This window comes from Streptomyces sp. NPDC051183, from assembly GCF_040682455.1.
Lineage (GTDB): Bacteria > Actinomycetota > Actinomycetes > Streptomycetales > Streptomycetaceae > Streptomyces.
Genome location: NZ_JBFBBA010000014.1, coordinates 56,042 through 73,519, shown reverse-complemented (window position 1 = coordinate 73,519; position 17,478 = coordinate 56,042). Strand labels below are relative to the sequence as shown.

At 73.7% G+C, this 17,478-nt stretch carries 13 protein-coding genes; 12 read left to right on the top strand and 1 reads right to left on the bottom strand.

All coding sequences use genetic code 11. The features are described 5' to 3' along the window. Window positions 1-108 precede the first annotated feature (108 nt). The 12 genes from AB0M99_RS14960 (at window position 109) to AB0M99_RS14905 (ending at window position 16,406) form a co-directional block, all read left to right on the top strand. Entirely contained in the window at window positions 109-1,443 is a 1,335-nt protein-coding gene (locus tag AB0M99_RS14960; protein WP_365920277.1) for an extracellular solute-binding protein, read from the top strand. Window positions 1,444-1,447: 4 nt separating this feature from the next. Then, the gene (locus AB0M99_RS14955; protein ID WP_365920275.1) at window positions 1,448-2,419 is read left to right on the top strand and encodes a sugar ABC transporter permease; all 972 of its coding nucleotides are present in this window, start codon (window positions 1,448-1,450) and stop codon (window positions 2,417-2,419) included. A 5-nt stretch (window positions 2,420-2,424) separates the two neighbouring features. Next, window positions 2,425-3,360 carry a carbohydrate ABC transporter permease gene (locus AB0M99_RS14950; protein WP_365920273.1) on the top strand — a complete coding sequence of 312 codons (936 nt, stop codon included), beginning with the start codon at window positions 2,425-2,427 and terminating at the stop codon, window positions 3,358-3,360. A 5-nt stretch (window positions 3,361-3,365) separates the two neighbouring features. Beyond that, window positions 3,366-4,631, top strand: coding sequence for a 6-phospho-beta-glucosidase (locus AB0M99_RS14945; RefSeq protein WP_365920271.1), 1,266 nt, complete (start codon window positions 3,366-3,368; stop codon window positions 4,629-4,631). Beyond that, complete coding sequence (locus AB0M99_RS14940) at window positions 4,622-5,707, top strand: BadF/BadG/BcrA/BcrD ATPase family protein (protein ID WP_365920269.1); 1,086 nt, start codon at window positions 4,622-4,624, stop codon at window positions 5,705-5,707. The genes AB0M99_RS14945 and AB0M99_RS14940 overlap by 10 nt, the downstream gene beginning before the upstream one ends. A gap of 168 nt (window positions 5,708-5,875) precedes the next feature. Beyond that, window positions 5,876-7,273 carry a hypothetical protein gene (locus AB0M99_RS14935; RefSeq protein WP_365920267.1) on the top strand — a complete coding sequence of 466 codons (1,398 nt, stop codon included), beginning with the start codon at window positions 5,876-5,878 and terminating at the stop codon, window positions 7,271-7,273. Between the two features lie 116 nt (window positions 7,274-7,389). Beyond that, window positions 7,390-8,337 (top strand): glutamate ABC transporter substrate-binding protein, encoded by a 948-nt coding sequence (locus AB0M99_RS14930; protein ID WP_365920446.1) that lies wholly within the window; start codon window positions 7,390-7,392, stop codon window positions 8,335-8,337. A 71-nt stretch (window positions 8,338-8,408) separates the two neighbouring features. Continuing rightward, window positions 8,409-9,686, top strand: a complete 1,278-nt coding sequence (locus AB0M99_RS14925; RefSeq protein WP_365920444.1) for a hypothetical protein — start codon at window positions 8,409-8,411, stop codon at window positions 9,684-9,686. Next, a complete protein-coding gene (locus tag AB0M99_RS14920) occupies window positions 9,683-12,448 on the top strand; it encodes a tetratricopeptide repeat protein (protein ID WP_365920266.1) in 2,766 nt (921 codons plus the stop codon). The genes AB0M99_RS14925 and AB0M99_RS14920 overlap by 4 nt, the downstream gene beginning before the upstream one ends. A gap of 3 nt (window positions 12,449-12,451) precedes the next feature. Then, window positions 12,452-13,972, top strand: a complete 1,521-nt coding sequence (locus AB0M99_RS14915; RefSeq protein WP_365920264.1) for a PP2C family serine/threonine-protein phosphatase — start codon at window positions 12,452-12,454, stop codon at window positions 13,970-13,972. A 34-nt stretch (window positions 13,973-14,006) separates the two neighbouring features. Next, entirely contained in the window at window positions 14,007-15,332 is a 1,326-nt protein-coding gene (locus AB0M99_RS14910; protein WP_365920262.1) for a VWA domain-containing protein, read from the top strand. 54 nt (window positions 15,333-15,386) lie between these two features. Continuing rightward, on the top strand, window positions 15,387-16,406 hold the full coding sequence (locus tag AB0M99_RS14905; RefSeq protein ID WP_365920260.1) for an FHA domain-containing protein: 1,020 nt from the start codon (window positions 15,387-15,389) through the stop codon (window positions 16,404-16,406). On the opposite strand, the gene AB0M99_RS14900 is transcribed toward AB0M99_RS14905, so the two are convergent. Next, the gene (locus tag AB0M99_RS14900; RefSeq protein WP_365920258.1) at window positions 16,387-17,403 is read right to left on the bottom strand and encodes a methyltransferase domain-containing protein; all 1,017 of its coding nucleotides are present in this window, start codon (window positions 17,401-17,403) and stop codon (window positions 16,387-16,389) included. The genes AB0M99_RS14905 and AB0M99_RS14900 overlap by 20 nt on opposite strands. Window positions 17,404-17,478 lie beyond the last annotated feature (75 nt).

Genomic DNA, 17,478 nt, shown 5'->3' with positions numbered 1-17,478 from the left:
ACCACCGCCGCACCGCCGCACCGCACTGCACCCCCGTTCCACTCGTCCGTCCGTTCTCCTGCACCGCCCCCTTCCGGAAAGACCTCCCGCGCAGAGAGTGACACCGCCATGCCCAGAACGCGCCGCCTGACCACCGCAGCCACTGCCCTCGCGGCGATATCCGTACTCGCCACCGCCTGTGCGGGCCAGAGCGGGAACGAAGCCGCCGACGACCCGAGCAAGGAAGTCACCCTCAACTTCTGGCACGGCTGGTCCGCCCCCAGCGAGGCGAAGGCCATCGAGGACAACATCGCGCGGTTCGAGAAGGCCCACCCGAACATCAAGGTCAACGTCACCGGCAACATGACCGACGACAAGATCAACCAGTCCCTGCGCGCGGGCGGGGACAAGGCCCCCGACGTGGTGTCCTCCTTCACCACCGACAGCGTCGGCAAGTTCTGCAACACCGGCGCCTTCGCAGACTTGAACCCCTTCCTCAAGAAGTCCGGGATCGACAAGGAGAAGGTCTTCCCCCGGACCCTGCTCCAGTACACCCAGTTCAACGGCAACCAGTGCACGCTTCCGCTGCTCAACGACGCGTACGGCCTCGTCTACAACAAGACCGCCTTCGCCGCCGCCGGCATCGCCGAAGCGCCCAAGACCTGGAGCCAGTTCGTCGAGGTCGCGCAGAAGCTGACGGTGGCCCGCGGGGACGGCTACGAACGGCTCGGCCTGATGCCCACCTACCACGGCTACGAGACCACCCCGATGCGGCTGGCCGCGCAGTGGGGCCCGACGTACTTCGGCGCCGACGGCAAGTCGAACCTGGCCAAGGACCCGGCCTTCGCGAAGATGCTGACGGCGCAGAAGGACCTCGTCGCCAAACTCGGCGGCTACGAGAAGCTGGAGAAGTTCCGCACCACCTTCGGCGACGAGTGGAGCGCCGAACACCCCTTCCACCAGGGCCTGGTCGCGATGCAGATCGACGGCGAGTGGCGGGCGCCGATGGCGAAGGAGGCCGGCGTCAAGTTCGAGATCGGCACGGCGCCGCTGCCCGTGCCCGACGACCAGCTCGCCGACTACGGCAAGGGCTACCTGTCCGGCACCATCATGGGGATCGCCTCCGGCAGCAAGAAGCAGAACGCGGCCTGGGAGCTGGTCAAGTACATGACCACCGACACCGACGCGGTCGTGGACTTCGCCAACGCCATCCACAACGTGCCCTCGACGCTGGCCGCGCTCGAATCCCCCAAGCTCCAGGTGACCCCGGAGTTCAAGACCTTCCTCGACATCGCCAGGCACCCGAAGTCGACCACCACCCCGGCCCAGGCCGACGGCGGCACCTACCAGCTGACCTTCACGGACTTCGCGTACGCGGTCGAGAAGGGCGACGTCGCGGACATCCCGGCCGGACTCGCCAAGACCGACCAGCAGATCGACACGGACATCGCGAAGGCGAAGTAACCCGATGACCGGCACGCTCACACCTCCCCGCACGAGCGGCGCGGACCCGCTGCGCTCCAAGCGCCGCAGGTCCGCGCTGCGGACGGCGGCCTTCATGTCGCCCTGGCTGATCGGGTTCGGCGTCTTCTTCGCCTACCCGCTCCTCTCCACCGTGTACTTCTCCTTCACCAAGTACGACGGCTTCCGCCCGCCCGCCTTCAACGGCCTGGACAACTGGTCGTACGTCTTCGGCGACTATCCGCTGTTCTGGCCGGCCATGCGCAACACCCTGTGGCTGGTCGTGGTGATGGTCGCCTGCCGGGTCGTCTTCGGCCTCGGCATCGGCCTGCTGATCACCAGGATCAAGACGGGCGCGGGGGTCTTCCGCACCCTGTTCTACCTGCCCTACCTCGCCCCGCCGGTGGCCGCGACCCTGGCCTTCGTCTTCCTCCTCAACCCCGGTACCGGCCCGGTCAACACCCTGCTGGACGGGGTCGGACTGCCCGCGCCGGGCTGGTTCACGGACGCCGACTGGTCCAAGCCGGCCCTCACCGCCCTCGCGTTGTGGGGAGTGGGCGACCTCATGGTCATCTTCATGGCCGCGCTGCTCGACGTACCGAAGGAGCAGTACGAGGCCGCCGAGCTCGACGGGGCCGGGGCGCTCCAGCGCTTCCGCCACATCACCCTGCCGAACATCTCCCCGATCATCCTGTTCGCGGTGGTCACCGGGGTCATCCAGGCCATGCAGTACTACACCCAGCCGCTGGTGGCGGGAAAGGTCGCCGCGGGCGTGATCGGCGGCTCGGGCCAGCAGTTCGAGCCCGGCTACCCGGACAAGTCCACGCTGACCCTGCCCCAGGTCATCTACAACGTCGGCTTCCAGCGCTTCGACTACGGCACCGCGTGTGTCGTGGCCCTGGTGCTGTTCGCCCTCTCCATGGCCTGCACCGCACTGCTCATGCGCCGCCGCGGTGGACTGATCGAAGCAGGTGACTGAACGCCATGACCCAGGTGATCGAACGCTCCGACCGCACGGCACGCGGCCGGCAGGCCCGGCGCGGCCGGGGATCCTCCGGCCCCTCGGACCCCGCACGGGCGGCCCGCACCGCCCGCCGCAAGGACGTCCTGCACTGGATCGCCGTGCACTCCCTCGGCATCGCGGCGGCCCTCTTCTTCCTACTTCCGTTCCTCTTCCTCTTCCTCACCTCCGTGATGAGCGACCAGCAGGCGCTGACCCGCGACCTGTGGCCGCGCACCTGGGAGTGGGGCAACTACGCCAAGGTGTGGGACACCCCCGGCTTCCTGACCTGGTGGCGCAACACCCTGCTGTACGCGGGGCTGGGCACGCTGCTGACCGTGGTCTCCTCGGTGCCCGTCGCCTACGCGCTGGCCAAGTTCCGCTTCCGCGGGCGGCGGCTCTCGCTGCTGCTGGTGATCGCCATGATGATGCTGCCGCCCCAGGTGATCGTCATCCCGATGTACCTGTTCTGGGCCAAGCAGCTGGACCTGTCCGGCACTCTCTGGCCGCTGATCATCCCGATGGCCTTCGGCGACGCGTTCTCCATCTTCCTGCTCCGCCAGTTCCTGCTGACCATCCCCGACGAGTACCTGGACGCCGCCAAGGTCGACGGCTGCGGCGAGGTCCGCACCCTGCTGCGCGTCGTCCTGCCGATGGCCAGGCCCGGGCTCGCCGCCGTCGCGCTGTTCCAGTTCTTCGCCGCCTGGAACGACTACTTCGGCCCGCAGATCTACGCCTCCGACAACCCGGCCGCCTGGACGCTCAGCTACGGCCTCGAATCCTTCAAGGGAGCCCACCACACCAACTGGAACCTGACCATGGCAGCAACCGTGCTGGTCATGGCGCCGGTGATCGTCCTCTTCTTCTTCGCCCAGAAGGCGTTCGTCGAGGGAGTCACCCTGACCGGAGTGAAAGGCTGACGACGTTGAAACTCGCAGTGGTGGGCGGCGGTTCCACCTACACCCCCGAACTGATCGACGGCTTCGCGCGGCTGCGCGACACCCTGCCGATCGGCGAGCTGGTCCTGATCGACCCGGCCGCCGAGCGCCTCGAGCTCATCGGCGGCCTCGCCCGGCGGATCTTCGCCAAGCAGGGCCATCCCGGCCGCGTCACCGCCACCTCCGACCTCGACGCGGGCGTCGCGGACGCCGACGCGGTGCTGATCCAGCTGCGCATCGGCGGACAGGCCGCCCGGCTCCAGGACGAGACCTGGCCGCTGGAGTGCGGCTGCGTCGGCCAGGAGACCACCGGCGCCGGCGGCCTCGCCAAGGCGCTGCGCACCGTCCCGGTCGTCCTGGACATCGCCGAGCGGGTCCGGCGCGCCAACCCGGACGCCTGGATCATCGACTTCACCAACCCGGTCGGCATCGTCACCCGCGCCCTGCTGCGGGCCGGCCACAAGGCCGTCGGGCTGTGCAACGTGGCCATCGGCTTCCAGCGCAGGTTCGCGAAGATGCTCGACCTGACGCCGGCCGACATCCACCTCGACCACGTGGGACTCAACCACCTCACCTGGGAGCTGGGCGTCCGCAAGGGCGGCCCGGAGGGCGAGAACCTGCTGCCCGGCCTGCTCGCCGCGCACGGCGACTCGATCGCCGGGGACCTGCGCCTGCCGCGGGCCGTGCTCGACCGGCTCGGCGTGGTGCCCTCGTACTACCTGCGGTACTTCTACGCGCACGACGAGGTCGTCCGGGAGCTCGGCACCAAGCCCTCCCGGGCCGCCGAGGTCGCGGCCATGGAGCGCGAACTCCTCGGCCTGTACGGGGACCCCGCGCTCGACGAGAAGCCCGAGCTGCTCGCCAAGCGCGGCGGGGCCTTCTACTCGGAGGCGGCCGTGGACCTGGCGGCGGCGCTGCTGGGCGACGGCGGGCCCTCGGTGCAGGTGGTCAACACCCTCAACAACGGGACCCTGCCCTTCCTGCCGGACGACGCGGTCGTCGAGGTGCAGGCCCGGGTGGACCGGTCCGGGCCCGTCCCGCTGGCCGCGCCCCGGCTGGACCCCCTGTACTCCGGACTGATCTCGCACGTCACGGCGTACGAGGACCTCGCACTGGACGCCGCCGTGCGCGGCGGCCGCGAGCGGGTCTTCAGGGCACTGCTGGCGCACCCGCTGGTGGGGCAGTTCGACCTCGCCGAGGGGCTGACCGACCGGCTCCTGGCGCACAACAAGGAGCACCTGGCATGGGCATGAGCCGGCCTGCCGTTCTCGCGGTCGACGCGGGCAACAGCAAGACGGACGTGGCGCTGATCGCCGCGGACGGCACGGTCCTCGGCACCGGGCGCTCCGGGGGCTTCCAGCCGCCCCGGGTCGGCGTCGGGGCGGCCGTGGACGTGCTCGGCCTGGCCGTCGCGGAGGCGGTGGGGGCGGCCGGGCTGCCCCCGCTCGCGCCCGGGGCCCCGTACGCCGACCGGGTGTCGGCGTGCCTGGCCAACGCCGACCTGCCGGTGGAGGAGCGGCAGCTCGCGGAGGCCATCGGCGGGCGCGGCTGGGCCCCGGCCACCGAGGTGCGCAACGACACCTTCGCGATCCTGCGGGCCGGGCTGACCGAGGCGGGTTCCGGAACCGCAACCGGAACCCCGCCCGGGGCCGGGTCGGGGTCCGGGGCCGGCTCCGGCTCCGGCTCCGGGTCCGTGGGCCGCGGGCCGAGCGGGGTGGCGGTGGTGTGCGGGGCCGGCATCAACTGCGTGGGCATGCTGCCCGACGGAACCACGGCCCGCTTCCCGGCGCTCGGCCAGATCTCCGGCGACTGGGGCGGCGGGGGCGGCCTGGCCGGGGAGGCCCTGTGGTGGGCGGCGCGCGCCGAGGACGGCCGGGGCGGCCCGACCGCCCTGGCGGCAGCGCTGCCCGGACACTTCGGGCTGGGCTCCATGTACGAGCTGATCGAGGCGCTGCACCTGGGCTCGCTCGCGCAGCGGCGTCTGCTCGAACTGGTGCCGGTGCTGTTCGCGGTGGCCGCGGCGGGCGATCCGGTGGCCGCGGCGCTCGTGGACCGCCAGGCCGAGGAGGTGGTCGCGCTGGCGGTGGTGGCACTGGAGCGGCTCGGCCTGCTGGGCGAGGCGACGCCCGTCCTGCTGGGCGGCGGGGTGCTCGCGGCCCGGCATCCGCTGCTGAACGGGCGGATCGAGGAGCTGCTGGCCGAACGGGCCCCGCACGCCCGGGTGTCGGTGGTGACGGCTCCGCCGGTGCTGGGCGCCGGGCTGCTGGGGCTGGACGCGCTGGGGTCCGCGCCCGAGGCCTACGGAAAACTCCGTGCCCATTTCGGGTGAACCCGCCCCGTAGGGCCTGCGGTCTGGAACCGTGGCGGCCGTAGGGACGTATTGACGGTGAAGGGGGTGGCGGGGGGCCGCCCCGCGTGGATCCGCACCTGGTGGTGTGGCGGACCGTCCGTACGGCCATACTGCTGCGGTGCAATGAGGACCGAGGGGGAGGTCACGGTGGCTGTCACATCACGCGCGCCCGCGCCGGGGGGCGGCCTCGCCGTGCCGCCCGACGGGCCGCCCGACGCGCCGCCGGGGCGGGTCACCGCCTGGGCGGAGGGCGTGGAGCGGCTGCGCGCGGCCGCGACGACCGAGCCCGGACGGCTGCGGATCATCGGCGCGGCCCTGGCCGCGCTGGTCCTGCTCTTCGGGTCCGTCGCCGTCTGGGAGATCTCCGACCGGGTCGCGGCGGCCGAGGGCGTGGTGGGCCGCAGCCAGCCGCTGAGCGCGGACGCGGCGAACATCTACCGCTCCCTCGCGGACGCCGACACGGCCTCCTCCAGCGGGTTCCTCGCGGGCTCCGACGAGCCCCGCGAGGTCCGCGGCCGGTACGAGAAGGACATAGCCAACGTCTCGCGGCTGCTGGTGAGCGCCGCCGCCAACACCGGGGCCGGCGAGGACTCCCGCAAGCAGATCACGCTGCTGAGCGAGCAGCTGCCCCGCTACACCGGCCTGATCGAGCAGGCGCGGGCCACCAACAAGCAGGGCCTGCCGCTGGGCGGCGCCTACCTCCGGTACGCGAACGAGCAGATGAGCACCCAGCTGCTGCCCGCGGCGCAGCGGCTCTACGAGGCGGAGACCGGCCGGCTCTACGACGACTACGACGACGCCCGCTCGCTCCCCCTGTTCTCGCTCGGTACGGGGCTGCTCGCGCTCGCCCTGCTGGTGTGGGCGCAGCGGCGCAACTACCGCCGCACCAACCGGGTCTTCAACCACGGGCTGGTCGCCGCGACGGCCGCCTCGGTGGTGGTGCTGCTGTGGCTGGCCGTGGGGCACACGGTCGCCCGGGCGGAGCTGAGCCAGGCCCGCACCGACGGGCAGGAGTCGCTGAAGGTGCTCAACGACGCGCGCATCGCCTCGCTCCAGGCGCGGGCCAACGAGAACCTGACGCTGATCGCGCGGGGCGCCGTACTGGCCGCGGACAACAAGTCCGACAAGTACGACGTGGACTTCACGAACAACATGAAGGACCTGGACGCCGGGCTCGCGACGGCGCTGGCACTGGCCGACGACGCCGAGGGCCGCAGCCCCGTCGCGGGCGCCGCGGACGGCGTGAAGGAGTGGAAGCAGCGGCACGCGGTGGCCCGGGAGACGGACCTGCGGGGCGACTACCAGGCGGCACTGCCCCAGGTCATCGGGGACAAGGACCACAAGGACAGCAGCGGGGCCGCGTTCGACACCGTGGACGCCTCCCTGGAGCAGGCCGTGGCCCACGAACAGGCGGAGTTCACGCGGTCGGCCCGCAGCGGGCTCGGAGCGCTGGGCGGTCTCATGACGGGCTCGGCGGCCCTGGCGGTCGTCGCCGCGGGGGCGGCCGTGCTCGGCATCGGACGCAGGCTTTCGGAGTACAGGTGAGAGCGATGCACGGACGCGTGAGGCACGAGGACGAGGGCCACGCCGGGCCGCGGGCCGCGGTGTCCGGCGTGCGGCGGCTCGCGGGCCGGCTGCGCGGCTGGGGCGGGGTGAGTGCGATGGCCGCCGCCTGCGCGGTGACGGCGGCGGCCGTCCTGCTGCCGCTGGCCCAGGCGGCGCCCGAGACCGGCCGCCCGTCGGCGGTCCGCGGTCCGGGCGTCGGCGCGGCGGCCCCGGCCGCCCCCTGGGCACCCGACGACACCTGCCAGGACCCGGACGCGAGCCTGCGGCCGTCCGGGGTGGACGGGCCCACCATCGAGCGGATCCGCGCCGCGGGCAAGCTCGTCGCGGGCGTGGACCAGAACAGCTTCAAGTGGGGTTACCGCAACCCGGTCGACGGCCGCCTCGACGGTTTCGACATCGCCCTGGTCAAGGCCATAGCCAAGGACATCCTGGGCGACGAGAACGCGGTCATCTACCGGGCCATCCCCACCAGCCAGCGCATCCCCGCGCTCCAGGAGGGCCGCGTCGACGTGGTCGTGCGGACCATGACGATCAACTGCAAGCGGCTGGAGGACGTCGCCTTCTCGACGGCGTACTTCGAGGCCGGGCAGCAGGTGCTCGCCCCCAAGGACTCGGCGATCACCGGCTACGACGCCTCCCTGAAGGGCCGCAGGATCTGCACCGCGGCCGGTTCGACCGCCGAGGCCGCCCTCAGGTCCGAGTCGTACGGCTCGGTGTCCGTCAGCGTGCCCAACCAGCTGGACTGCCTGGTCCGGCTGCAGCTGGGCGAGGTCGACGGGATCATCACGGACAACGCGCTCGCGGCCGGCCAGGCCGCGCAGGACCCCTCGATCCGGCTGGTGGGCTCCCCGTTCACCAAGGAGTTCTACGGGGTGGCCATGAAGAAGGACGCCGGCGATCTGGTGCGCCGCGTCAACAAGGTGCTGGAGAACTACCGCGCGGGCGGCCAGCAGAGCCCGTGGATGAAGGCCTACGAAACCCACCTCAAGCCCGTGCTGCCCGGTGTGAGCGGGCCGCCCGAACCCAAGTACCGGGACGGCTGAGGCCGGTGGCGGATTCGGAGCCCCAGGCAAGGAAAGCAACGGCGGAGGCGGGTTCTGCGGTGTCGGCAGTGATGGACCGGGACGACGTCGACCGCGCGCTCGCCCGGCTGGGGGCGGAGCACGAGGCCGTCGAGACCTCGTTGCTCGCGCTCCAGGACCACGCCGGGCGCCGGCTGCTGGAGGGCGCCGGGCTCACCGGGGTCACCCGGGAGCGGTGGGCCGCGGCCGACGCGGCCATCACCCGGCTGTGGACGTACTTCGACGCCTACAGCGGGGCGCTGACCGCCGCCCGGCAGATCCGCGAGCGGCGCCGCTGGCCCAGCCGTGAGGACCTGGTCGAACTGACCGACCGGCTGCGCGGGCCCGGCGTGACGATCGCCGGCGCCGGGGTGGAGGGCGCCCTGCTGGCCGAGCGGTTCTCGCTCGCCGAGCTGGTGGCCAGGATGAACGAGCTGTACGCCGGCTCGCTCGACGTGGTGGTAGCCGCCGACTCGGTGTGGTCGGCGCTGCCCGCCCGCATCGACCTGCTCGCCGCCGAGCTGCACCGCACCCGCTCGCTGGCCCACTCGGTGGGGGTGCGCCCCGGCGAGCACCCGTCGGGGGACGACCTGGAGGCCATCACCGCCGAGCTGGCGCGGCTGCGGGAGCAGGTGATCTCCGACCCGCTGGCGTTCTGGGTGCCGGTCTCGGGGAGTTCGGCGCCCGGGGGCGGCCGTCCCGACACCGTCCGCTACGACCGGGCCGCGCTCGCGCTGGAGGACGTACGCCGCGAGGTCGAGGCCGTGCTGGACGTACGGCAGGACTCCGAGCAGCGGCTGATCAGCCTGCGGGACGTGCTCTCGCGGGCCGACCGGACCCTGGCGGAGGCGCGGACGGCGCGCGGCGAGGTGCTCGCGAAGATCGCCGCGTCCGAGGTGCCCGCGGTGAGCGGCCCGCCGACCGCCCTCCAGGAACAGCTGGCCGCGGCCGCCGAGTACCGGCGGCAGTCGCAGTGGCACCGGCTCTCGCCGCTGCTGGAGTCCCTGGAGGAGCGTGCCGAGGAGGAACTCCAACGGGCCCGCGAATCGTTGACCGCGGTGACGGCGCCGCTGGCGGTACGGGCCGAGCTGCGCGGGCGTCTGGACGCCTACAGGGCGAAGGTGGCCCGGCACGGGCTGGCGGAGGATCCGCTGCTGATCGAGCGGTACGACACGGCCCGGCGGATGCTGTGGAGCGCGCCCTGCGACCTGCGGGCCGCCGAGCAGGCCGTCCTGCGCTACCAGTGGGCGGCGGCCGAGTCGCTGGTGCCGCAGCAGCAGCCGCTGCCCGAACACCACTGGCCCGACGGGCCGGGGAAGGAGGACGCATGAGCCTGATCGGAACCGCCTGCGTTCGCCCCGGCTGCCCGGGTGCGTACGAGGACATGGGCGCCGGCGAGGTGTACTGCGACACCTGCGGACTGGCGCCGATCGGTGCCGCGTCCGCGGGTGCGGAGGAGCTGGTGTCCGTACCGACCGCGATGACCAGCGCGGCGCGCCCCGGCGATTCGCAGGGCTCCGGGCGCTCCTCCTCGTCCTCGTCGCGCTCCTCCCGGTCCGCGCGCTCCTCCCGGTCCTCCTCCTCGCGCCGGTCGGTGTCGGGGCGGCTCTCGCGGGCGCTGTCGGGCTCCGCGTCCACCCGGTCGGTGTCGGTGCGCAGTTCGGGCTCGGCGGCCGCGTCCTCGGGGCGCAGCCGGCTCGGGGCCGGGCTGGTCAGCGTGCCGGAAGTGCCGCGCCCGGACCCCTCGGCGGCCGTACTGGAGAACCCGGAGGTGCCGGAGCGCAAGCGGTTCTGCTCGCGCTCGGACTGCGGGGCCCCGGTGGGCCGCGCCCGGGGCGAGCGGCCCGGCCGGACGGAAGGGTTCTGCACCAAGTGCGGGCACCCGTACTCCTTCGTGCCCAAGCTGCGCGGGGGCGACGTCGTCCACGGTCAGTACGAGGTCGCGGGCTGTCTCGCGCACGGCGGCCTCGGCTGGGTCTACCTGGCGGTGGACCGTGCGGTGTCGAACCGGTGGGTGGTGCTCAAGGGCCTGCTGGACACCGGTGACCAGGACGCGATGGCCGCGGCGATATCGGAGCGGCGCTTCCTCGCGGAGATCGAGCACTCGAACATCGTGCGGATCTACAACTTCGTGGAGCACCTGGACCAGCGGACCGGCTCGCTGGACGGGTACATCGTCATGGAGTACGTCGGCGGCAAATCCCTGAAGGAGATCGCCAACGACCGGCGCCGGCCGGACGGGCGGCGCGATCCGCTGCCGGTGGAGCAGGCCTGTGCGTACGGCATCGAGGCGCTGGAGGCGCTCGGCCACCTGCACAGCAGGAACCTCCTCTACTGCGACTTCAAGGTCGACAACGCGATCCAGCAGCAGGACCAGCTGAAGCTGATCGACATGGGTGCGGTGCGCCGGATGGACGACGACGAGTCGGCCATCTACGGCACCGTCGGCTACCAGGCGCCGGAGGTCGCGGAGCTGGGCCCCTCGGTCGCCTCGGACCTGTACACGGTGGCGCGGACGCTGGCCGTCCTGACCTTCGACTTCCAGGGGTACACGAACGTCTTCGCGGACTCGCTGCCCGATCCGGAACACATCGAGGTCTTCGGGCGGTACGAGTCGTTCTACCGGCTGCTGGTACGGGCGACCGACCCGGACCCGGGCCGGCGGTTCGCGTCCGCGCAGGAGATGGCGGACCAGCTGACGGGCGTGCTGCGGGAGGTCGTCGCGCTCCAGACCGGCAGACCCCGGCCGCAGGTCTCCACCCTGTTCGGGCCGGAGTTGCGGGTCCCGGACGACAGGCTGTTCGCCGACGCGGCCGGCGCGGAGGTGTCCCGGCTGGGGGACCGGCCCGGCTCGCGGGCGGGTTCCCGGTTCGGTTCCCGGTCGGGTTCCCGCTCCGGCGGGCGCCGGGGGACGGCTGCTGCCCTGCCCCCGGTGGCGGCTGCTCCGGTTCCGGCCCCGGCGGCGCCCGCCGGGAGCCCGGGGGGCGTGGCCGCGGCCCCGTCCGCCCCGCTCGGGACGACGGCGACGCACAAGGCCGGCGCGCCCGGTGCGGCCGCCGGGGCCGCCGCGGCCGTCCCCGCGCCGCGCACGGCCGCAGCGGCACCCGCAGCCGTGCCGTTCCCGGACCCGGACCCGGGCTTCGGCCTGTCCGTGCCGCGTCACACGCCGCCCGGAACGCTGGACGCCCGGGAGGCGGCGCTCGCGCTGCCCGTGCCGCTGGTGGACGCGGGCGATCCCAACGCCGGTTTCCTCGCGGGCCTGCTGGCCTCCGCGCCGGGCGACCTGCTGGGCGCGCTCGGCACAGCCCCGGCCGACTCCCCCGAGCTGCGGCTGCGGGAGCTGCGGGCCCGGCTGGAGCTGGGCGAACGGGCCGTGGCCGCGGCCGCCCTGGACGAGCTGGAGGACCTCTACCCGGACGACTGGCGGGTCGTGTGGGCCCGCGGGGTCGCCTCCCTGGCCGCCGGGGAGGACGAGATGGCGGCCCTGTCCTTCGACGCCATCTACGACGCCTTCCCGGGCGAGCCGGCCCCGAAGCTGGCGCTCGGGCTGTGCGCCGAGGTGCTGGGGCAGTTGGACAACGCGGCCGACTACTACCGCCTGGTGTGGGCCACCGACCCCGGCTTCGTCAGCGCGGCGTTCGGGCTGGCCCGGGTGCAACTGGCCGCCGGGGACCGGGCCGGAGCCGTGGAGACGCTGGAATCCGTGCCCGAGGCCTCGATCCACCACACCGCCGCCCGGGTGGCCGCCGTACGGGCACGCCTGCGCGACCGGTCCCCGCAGGACGAGCTGCTGCCCGACCTGACGGCGGCTGCCGCGCAGGTGGAGGCGCTGGCGCGGTTCGGTCTGGACTCGGTGCGCCACGTCCGGCTGTCGACGGAAGTTCTGGGCTCGGCCCTGGACTGGGTACTGTCGGGTAGCCGGGGTTCCGACCCCGGCCGGACCTCGCTGCTCGGAAGCCAACTGGACGAACGGGGGCTGCGCTTCGGATTGGAGCGCTCGTACCGCGTGCTCGCACGGCTGGCGCAGCAGGGCGAGGAGAGGATCGAACTGGTGGAGCGGGCAAACCGTTTCCGTCCCCGGACGTGGGTGTGATTGATGTCGAAGCATCGGCTGTCGGGCTGCCCCAGCTGCGCGGAGCCCCTGGAAGAGGGTGACCGTTTCTGCGGCGTCTGCGGCCAACCCGTCCCGCCCTCGCCGCAGTCCGGCGCCCGCCCCACCCTGCCCATCACCCCGCCCCCACCGGCCCCGGCCCCGGCCCCGGCCCCCACGGTGCACGGGTACGGCAGTGCGGTCGGCGCCGCGGCCGCCGCTCCCGGCTGGGGCAGCGTCAGCACGGCGGCCCCGACCCTGGTCGAGGGCCCGGGCGGCTGGGCGGACACCCCCGGGGGCGAGGACCCGTACGGCGAGGGCGCCCCGCAGGCCGTGGCCCCGGGCCACGAACCGGCGTACGGCAGCGGCCCGGGCGGCGACGGCGGCACCACCGGCCCGCAGGGCCCGGTCCCCGCGGGCGGGGCCCCCCACCCGGCGCCCGCCACGCCCCCGCCGCCGGCACCCCCGGCGCACGGGCCCGCGTACGGCAGCGGCGACGACGGCGCGCCCGCGCGCTACGACCTGCCCGGCGGCGCCACGACCCCCGCGACGCCCCCCGACGCGGCTACCGGGGCCGAGGCCGCGGAGGACACCGGCAAGACCTGCGTCGCCTGCCGCGCCGGGCGGGTCGACACCGACGGCTACTGCGAACACTGCGGCCACGCCCAGCCGAGGGAGCGCGACCACCAGGAAGAGGAGCTCGGCAGCGTCGCCGCCGTCAGCGACCGCGGGCTGCGCCACCACCGCAACGAGGACGCCTTCGCCGTGGCGGCCACCGCCCTGCCCGACGGCTCCGCCGCCACCGTGGCCATCGTCTGCGACGGTGTCTCCTCCGCCAGCCGCCCCGACGAGGCATCGGCCGCCGCGGCCGGCGCCGCCAACGAGGCGCTGCTCGACGCCCTGCCGCGCGGCGCCCACCCCCAGGAGGCCATGCACGAGGCGATCCTGGCGGCGGCCGAGGCCGTGAACGCCCTGGCCCCCGAGGTTCCGGGCGCCCAGAACGCCCCCGCGTGCACCCTGGTCGGCGCCGTCGTCAGCGGCGGCCTGCTCACCATCGGCTGGGTCGGCGACAGCCGCGCGTACTGGGTCCCGGACGACCGCGCCGCGCTCCCCCGGCGCCTCACCGAGGACGACTCCTGGGCCGCCCAGATGGTCGCGGCCGGCCTGATGGGCGAGGCCGAGGCCTACGCCGACGTCCGCGCCCACGCCATCACCGGCTGGCTCGGCGCCGACGCCTACGACCTCGAACCGCACACCGCCACCTTCAAGCCGGACCACGACGGCGTGGTGGTGGTCTGCACCGACGGGCTGTGGAACTACGCCGAATCCGCGCGCGACATGGCCCAGGTGCTGCCCGCCGACGCGGCCGTCCGCCCCCTGCACAGCGCACAGGTCCTGGTGGGACACGCCCTCGACGGCGGCGGACACGACAACGTCACTGTGGCCGTGGTGCCGTTCGCCGCCCGGCCGGAGCCGGCTGCCGGAGCACATCCGGAAACGGAAGCGGAACCGCATCCCCAGGTCTGACCAGCCTGTCCCCAGCTCCCGAGGAGTCCAACCGATGGCGAACTTCGCCAAGCCGAGCGCGGCGCGCTTCAGCGTCGAGGTGTACCAGAACGAGTTCCTCCCCGAGGGCGGCCGCGACGTCCACGCCATCGTCACGGTCACCTCGACCGGCGGCGCCACCGCCACCCGCACCGCCGCGGACCGGGGCGGCGCCGCCGTCGTGATCATGGTCGACTGCTCCGGCTCGATGGAGTACCCGCCGGAGAAGATGCGCGGCGCCCGCGAGGCCACCGCAGCCGCCATCGACACCCTCCGCGACGGCACCGCCTTCGCCGTGATCGCCGGCACCCACGTGGCCAAGGAGGTCTACCCCGGCCAGGGCCGCCTCGCCACCGCCGACCCGGCCACCCGCGCCCAGGCCAAGGAGGCCCTGCGCGGCCTCACCTCCGGCGGCGGCACCGCCATCGGCACCTGGCTGCGCCTCGCCGACGGCCTGCTGCGCCGTTCCCCCGCGGCCATCCGCCACGGCATCCTGCTCACCGACGGCCGCAACGAACACGAGGACCCCTCGGTGCTCCGGGCCGCCCTGGACGGCTGCGCGGGCCGCTTCACCTGCGACGCCCGCGGGGTGGGCACCGACTGGGAGGTCAAGGAGGTCACCGGCATCGCGAGCGCGCTGCTCGGCACCGCCGACATCGTGGCGGACCCGGCCCACCTCGCCGAGGACTTCACGCTCATGATGGAGAACGTCATGGGCAAGGAGGTCGCGGACGTCGCACTGCGCCTGTGGACCCCGGTCGGCGTGGAGATCCAGTACGTCAAGCAGGTCGCACCCGCCATGCAGGACCTGACGGCCCGCCGCACCGAGGCGGGCCCGCGCGCCGGGGACTATCCGACCGGGTCGTGGGGCGACGAGTCCCGGGAGTACCACGTGTGCGTACGGGTCCCCGCCGCGGCCGTGGGGCAGGAGATGCTAGCGGCGCGTGCCACCTTGATCCTGCCGGGAGCGGCGGGCGAACCGCCCGCCACGCTCGCTCAAGGGCTGGTCCGCGCGGTGTGGACGAACGATCTGGCCGCGTCCACCGCGATCAACCCCCAGGTCGCCCACTACACGGGCCAGGCGGAACTCGCGCAAGCCATCCAGCAGGGGCTGGAAGCGCGCAAACTGGGCGATGTCGGCGGCGCAACGGCGAAACTCGGCCGGGCCGTTCAGCTGGCGAGCGCCTCGGGGAACGCCGACACTGCCAAACTGCTGGCGAAGGTGGTGGATGTCGTCGACGCGGCGGCGGGTACTGTGCGGCTGAAGGCGAAGGTCGCCGATGCCGACGAGATGACTCTTGAAACGCGTTCGACCCAGACCGTCCGAGTGAAGAAGAACTGACCACAGAGAAGAAGACCTGACGCGATGACGCAGGGAGAAGGGGGAAGAGCCGCCATGCCGACCTGCCCGAACGGGCACCAGTCCGCCTCCGACGACTGGTGCGAGGTCTGCGGCCACCGCATGGCTGCCCCCGCGGGTGCGCCCGCGGCGCCCTCCTACGGCTACGGCTACCCTCCCACCGCCGGTGAGCCCACCGCCCAGGCCGAGCTCTGCCCGCAGTGCCGGACCCCGCGCGAGGCTATGGCCCCGTTCTGCGAGGAGTGCCGGTACAACTTCCTGACCCGTACGGCGACTTCGTACACGCCGATCGCGCCGGACACCGGCCAGGGCCGTGGCCAGGCATCCGCCGGCGCGTCGGTCCCGCCGCCCCCGGCACCGCCCGCGCCGCCGGTCGCGCCGCAGACCCCGCCGGCGTACTCGCAGGACCACTTCGAGTACCAGGGCTCGCGGCCCTCCCGGGTCAACCGCCCGGCCGAGCCGCTGCAGCGCGAGGACGACTGGCTGCTGCCGCCTCCGGCGCACGAGCAGCCCGGTCAGCCCGGTCAGCCCGGTCAGCAGCAGCCTCCGCAGCGGGAGTACCAGCAGCCCCAGTACCAGCAGCAGCCCCCGCCGCCGCAGCAGCAGGAGTACCAGCCGTACCAGCCGTTCCCGTCCCAGCAGCAGCCCGGCGCCGCCTGGACCGCGACGATCGGCCCCGACCGCTCGTACTTCATGGCGATGATGCAGCGCAGCGGACCCGAGGCGGCCGGCCTCAACCTGCCCGCGTACTCCCCGGAGCAGCACCTCCCGCTCGCCGGCGGGCAGATCACCATCGGCCGCCGCCGCGCCTCCACGGGCGAGTCCCCGGACATCGACCTGTCGGTGCCCCCGGAGGACCCGGGCGTCTCGCACCAGCACGCGGTGCTCGTCCAGCAGCCCGACGGCGGCTGGGCCGTGGTGGACCAGAACTCCACCAACGGCACCACCATCAACGGCGGCGAGGACCCGATCCAGCCCTACGTGCCGGTCCCCCTCGCCGACGGCGACCGGGTGCACGTCGGCGCCTGGACCACGATCACCGTCCGCCGGGGCTAGAGCTCTCCCAGCCCGGCCCGCCCTCCTCCCCCAGGGGCCACACGTACGGCCCCTGGGGATCGTCGAGCCACGACCACTGCCCCTCGGCGCTGACCGTCACCCCGAAGCGCTCCCGCGCCGGCCGGTCCTCGCGCCGCCACAGGTCCAGCGCCTCCCTCGGGTGCAGTGCGCCTGCGGTCAGCAGCAGCATGAACTGGAAGCGTTCGTTCTCCACCATCTCGTACGGGAGCCCCTGCGGCAGGCCGAACGCCCCGGGCGGCGCCGCCGTGGCCCCGCGCAGCGGCACGAAGTACGCCGAGGTGTGCAGGAAGCGGCCCTCCGCCAGCTCGGCGTCCCGGACCGTCAGCGCGATCAGCCCGGTCGACAGCGGGGCCAGGATCCGCGCCCCCGGCCGGCACTGCCCCAGCCAGGCGTACGGGATCAGCGGCAGCGTGCAGGTCACCAGGATCCGGTCGAAGGGGGCGCGGGAGGGGCAGCCGCGCGCCCCGTCGCCGGTGACCACGGTCGGCCGGTACCCGAGCTGGGCCAGGTGGGCGCGCGCGGACTCGGTGATCTCCTCGTCCAGGTCCACGGTGGTGACCAGGTCCTCGCCGAGCCGGTGGCACAGCAGGGCGGCGTTGTAGCCGGTGCCCGCGCCGATCTCCAGCACGTTGTCCCCATCGCGCACCTGAAGGGCCTCCAGCATCTTCGCCATGAGCGAGGGCTGGCTGCTGGAGGAGACGAGCTCGCCGTCGCGCAGCCGCGTCGCGAGCGGGGCGTCCCGGTACACCCCGCGCAGCCAGCGGGCCCGCCGCTCCGGGTCCGGGTCCTCGGCCCACAGCCGCTCGTTGCCCGCGCCGCGGCCGGTGAAGAAGTACGGGACGAAGACGTGCCGGGGCACGGCCGTGAAGGCCGCCCGCCAGGCCGGATCGTCCAGCGCCCCGGCGGCGGTCAGCTCCCGCACCTGGGCGGCGTGCGCGGTCTCCAGCACGTCGCGAACCTCGGCGTGTGCGCCCATGACTCCACTGTCCTGCGCGGGCCGTTCCCGTGCGACCTCGGAGTCCTAGGACCCGGGTCCTCCGTCCGGGCGTCT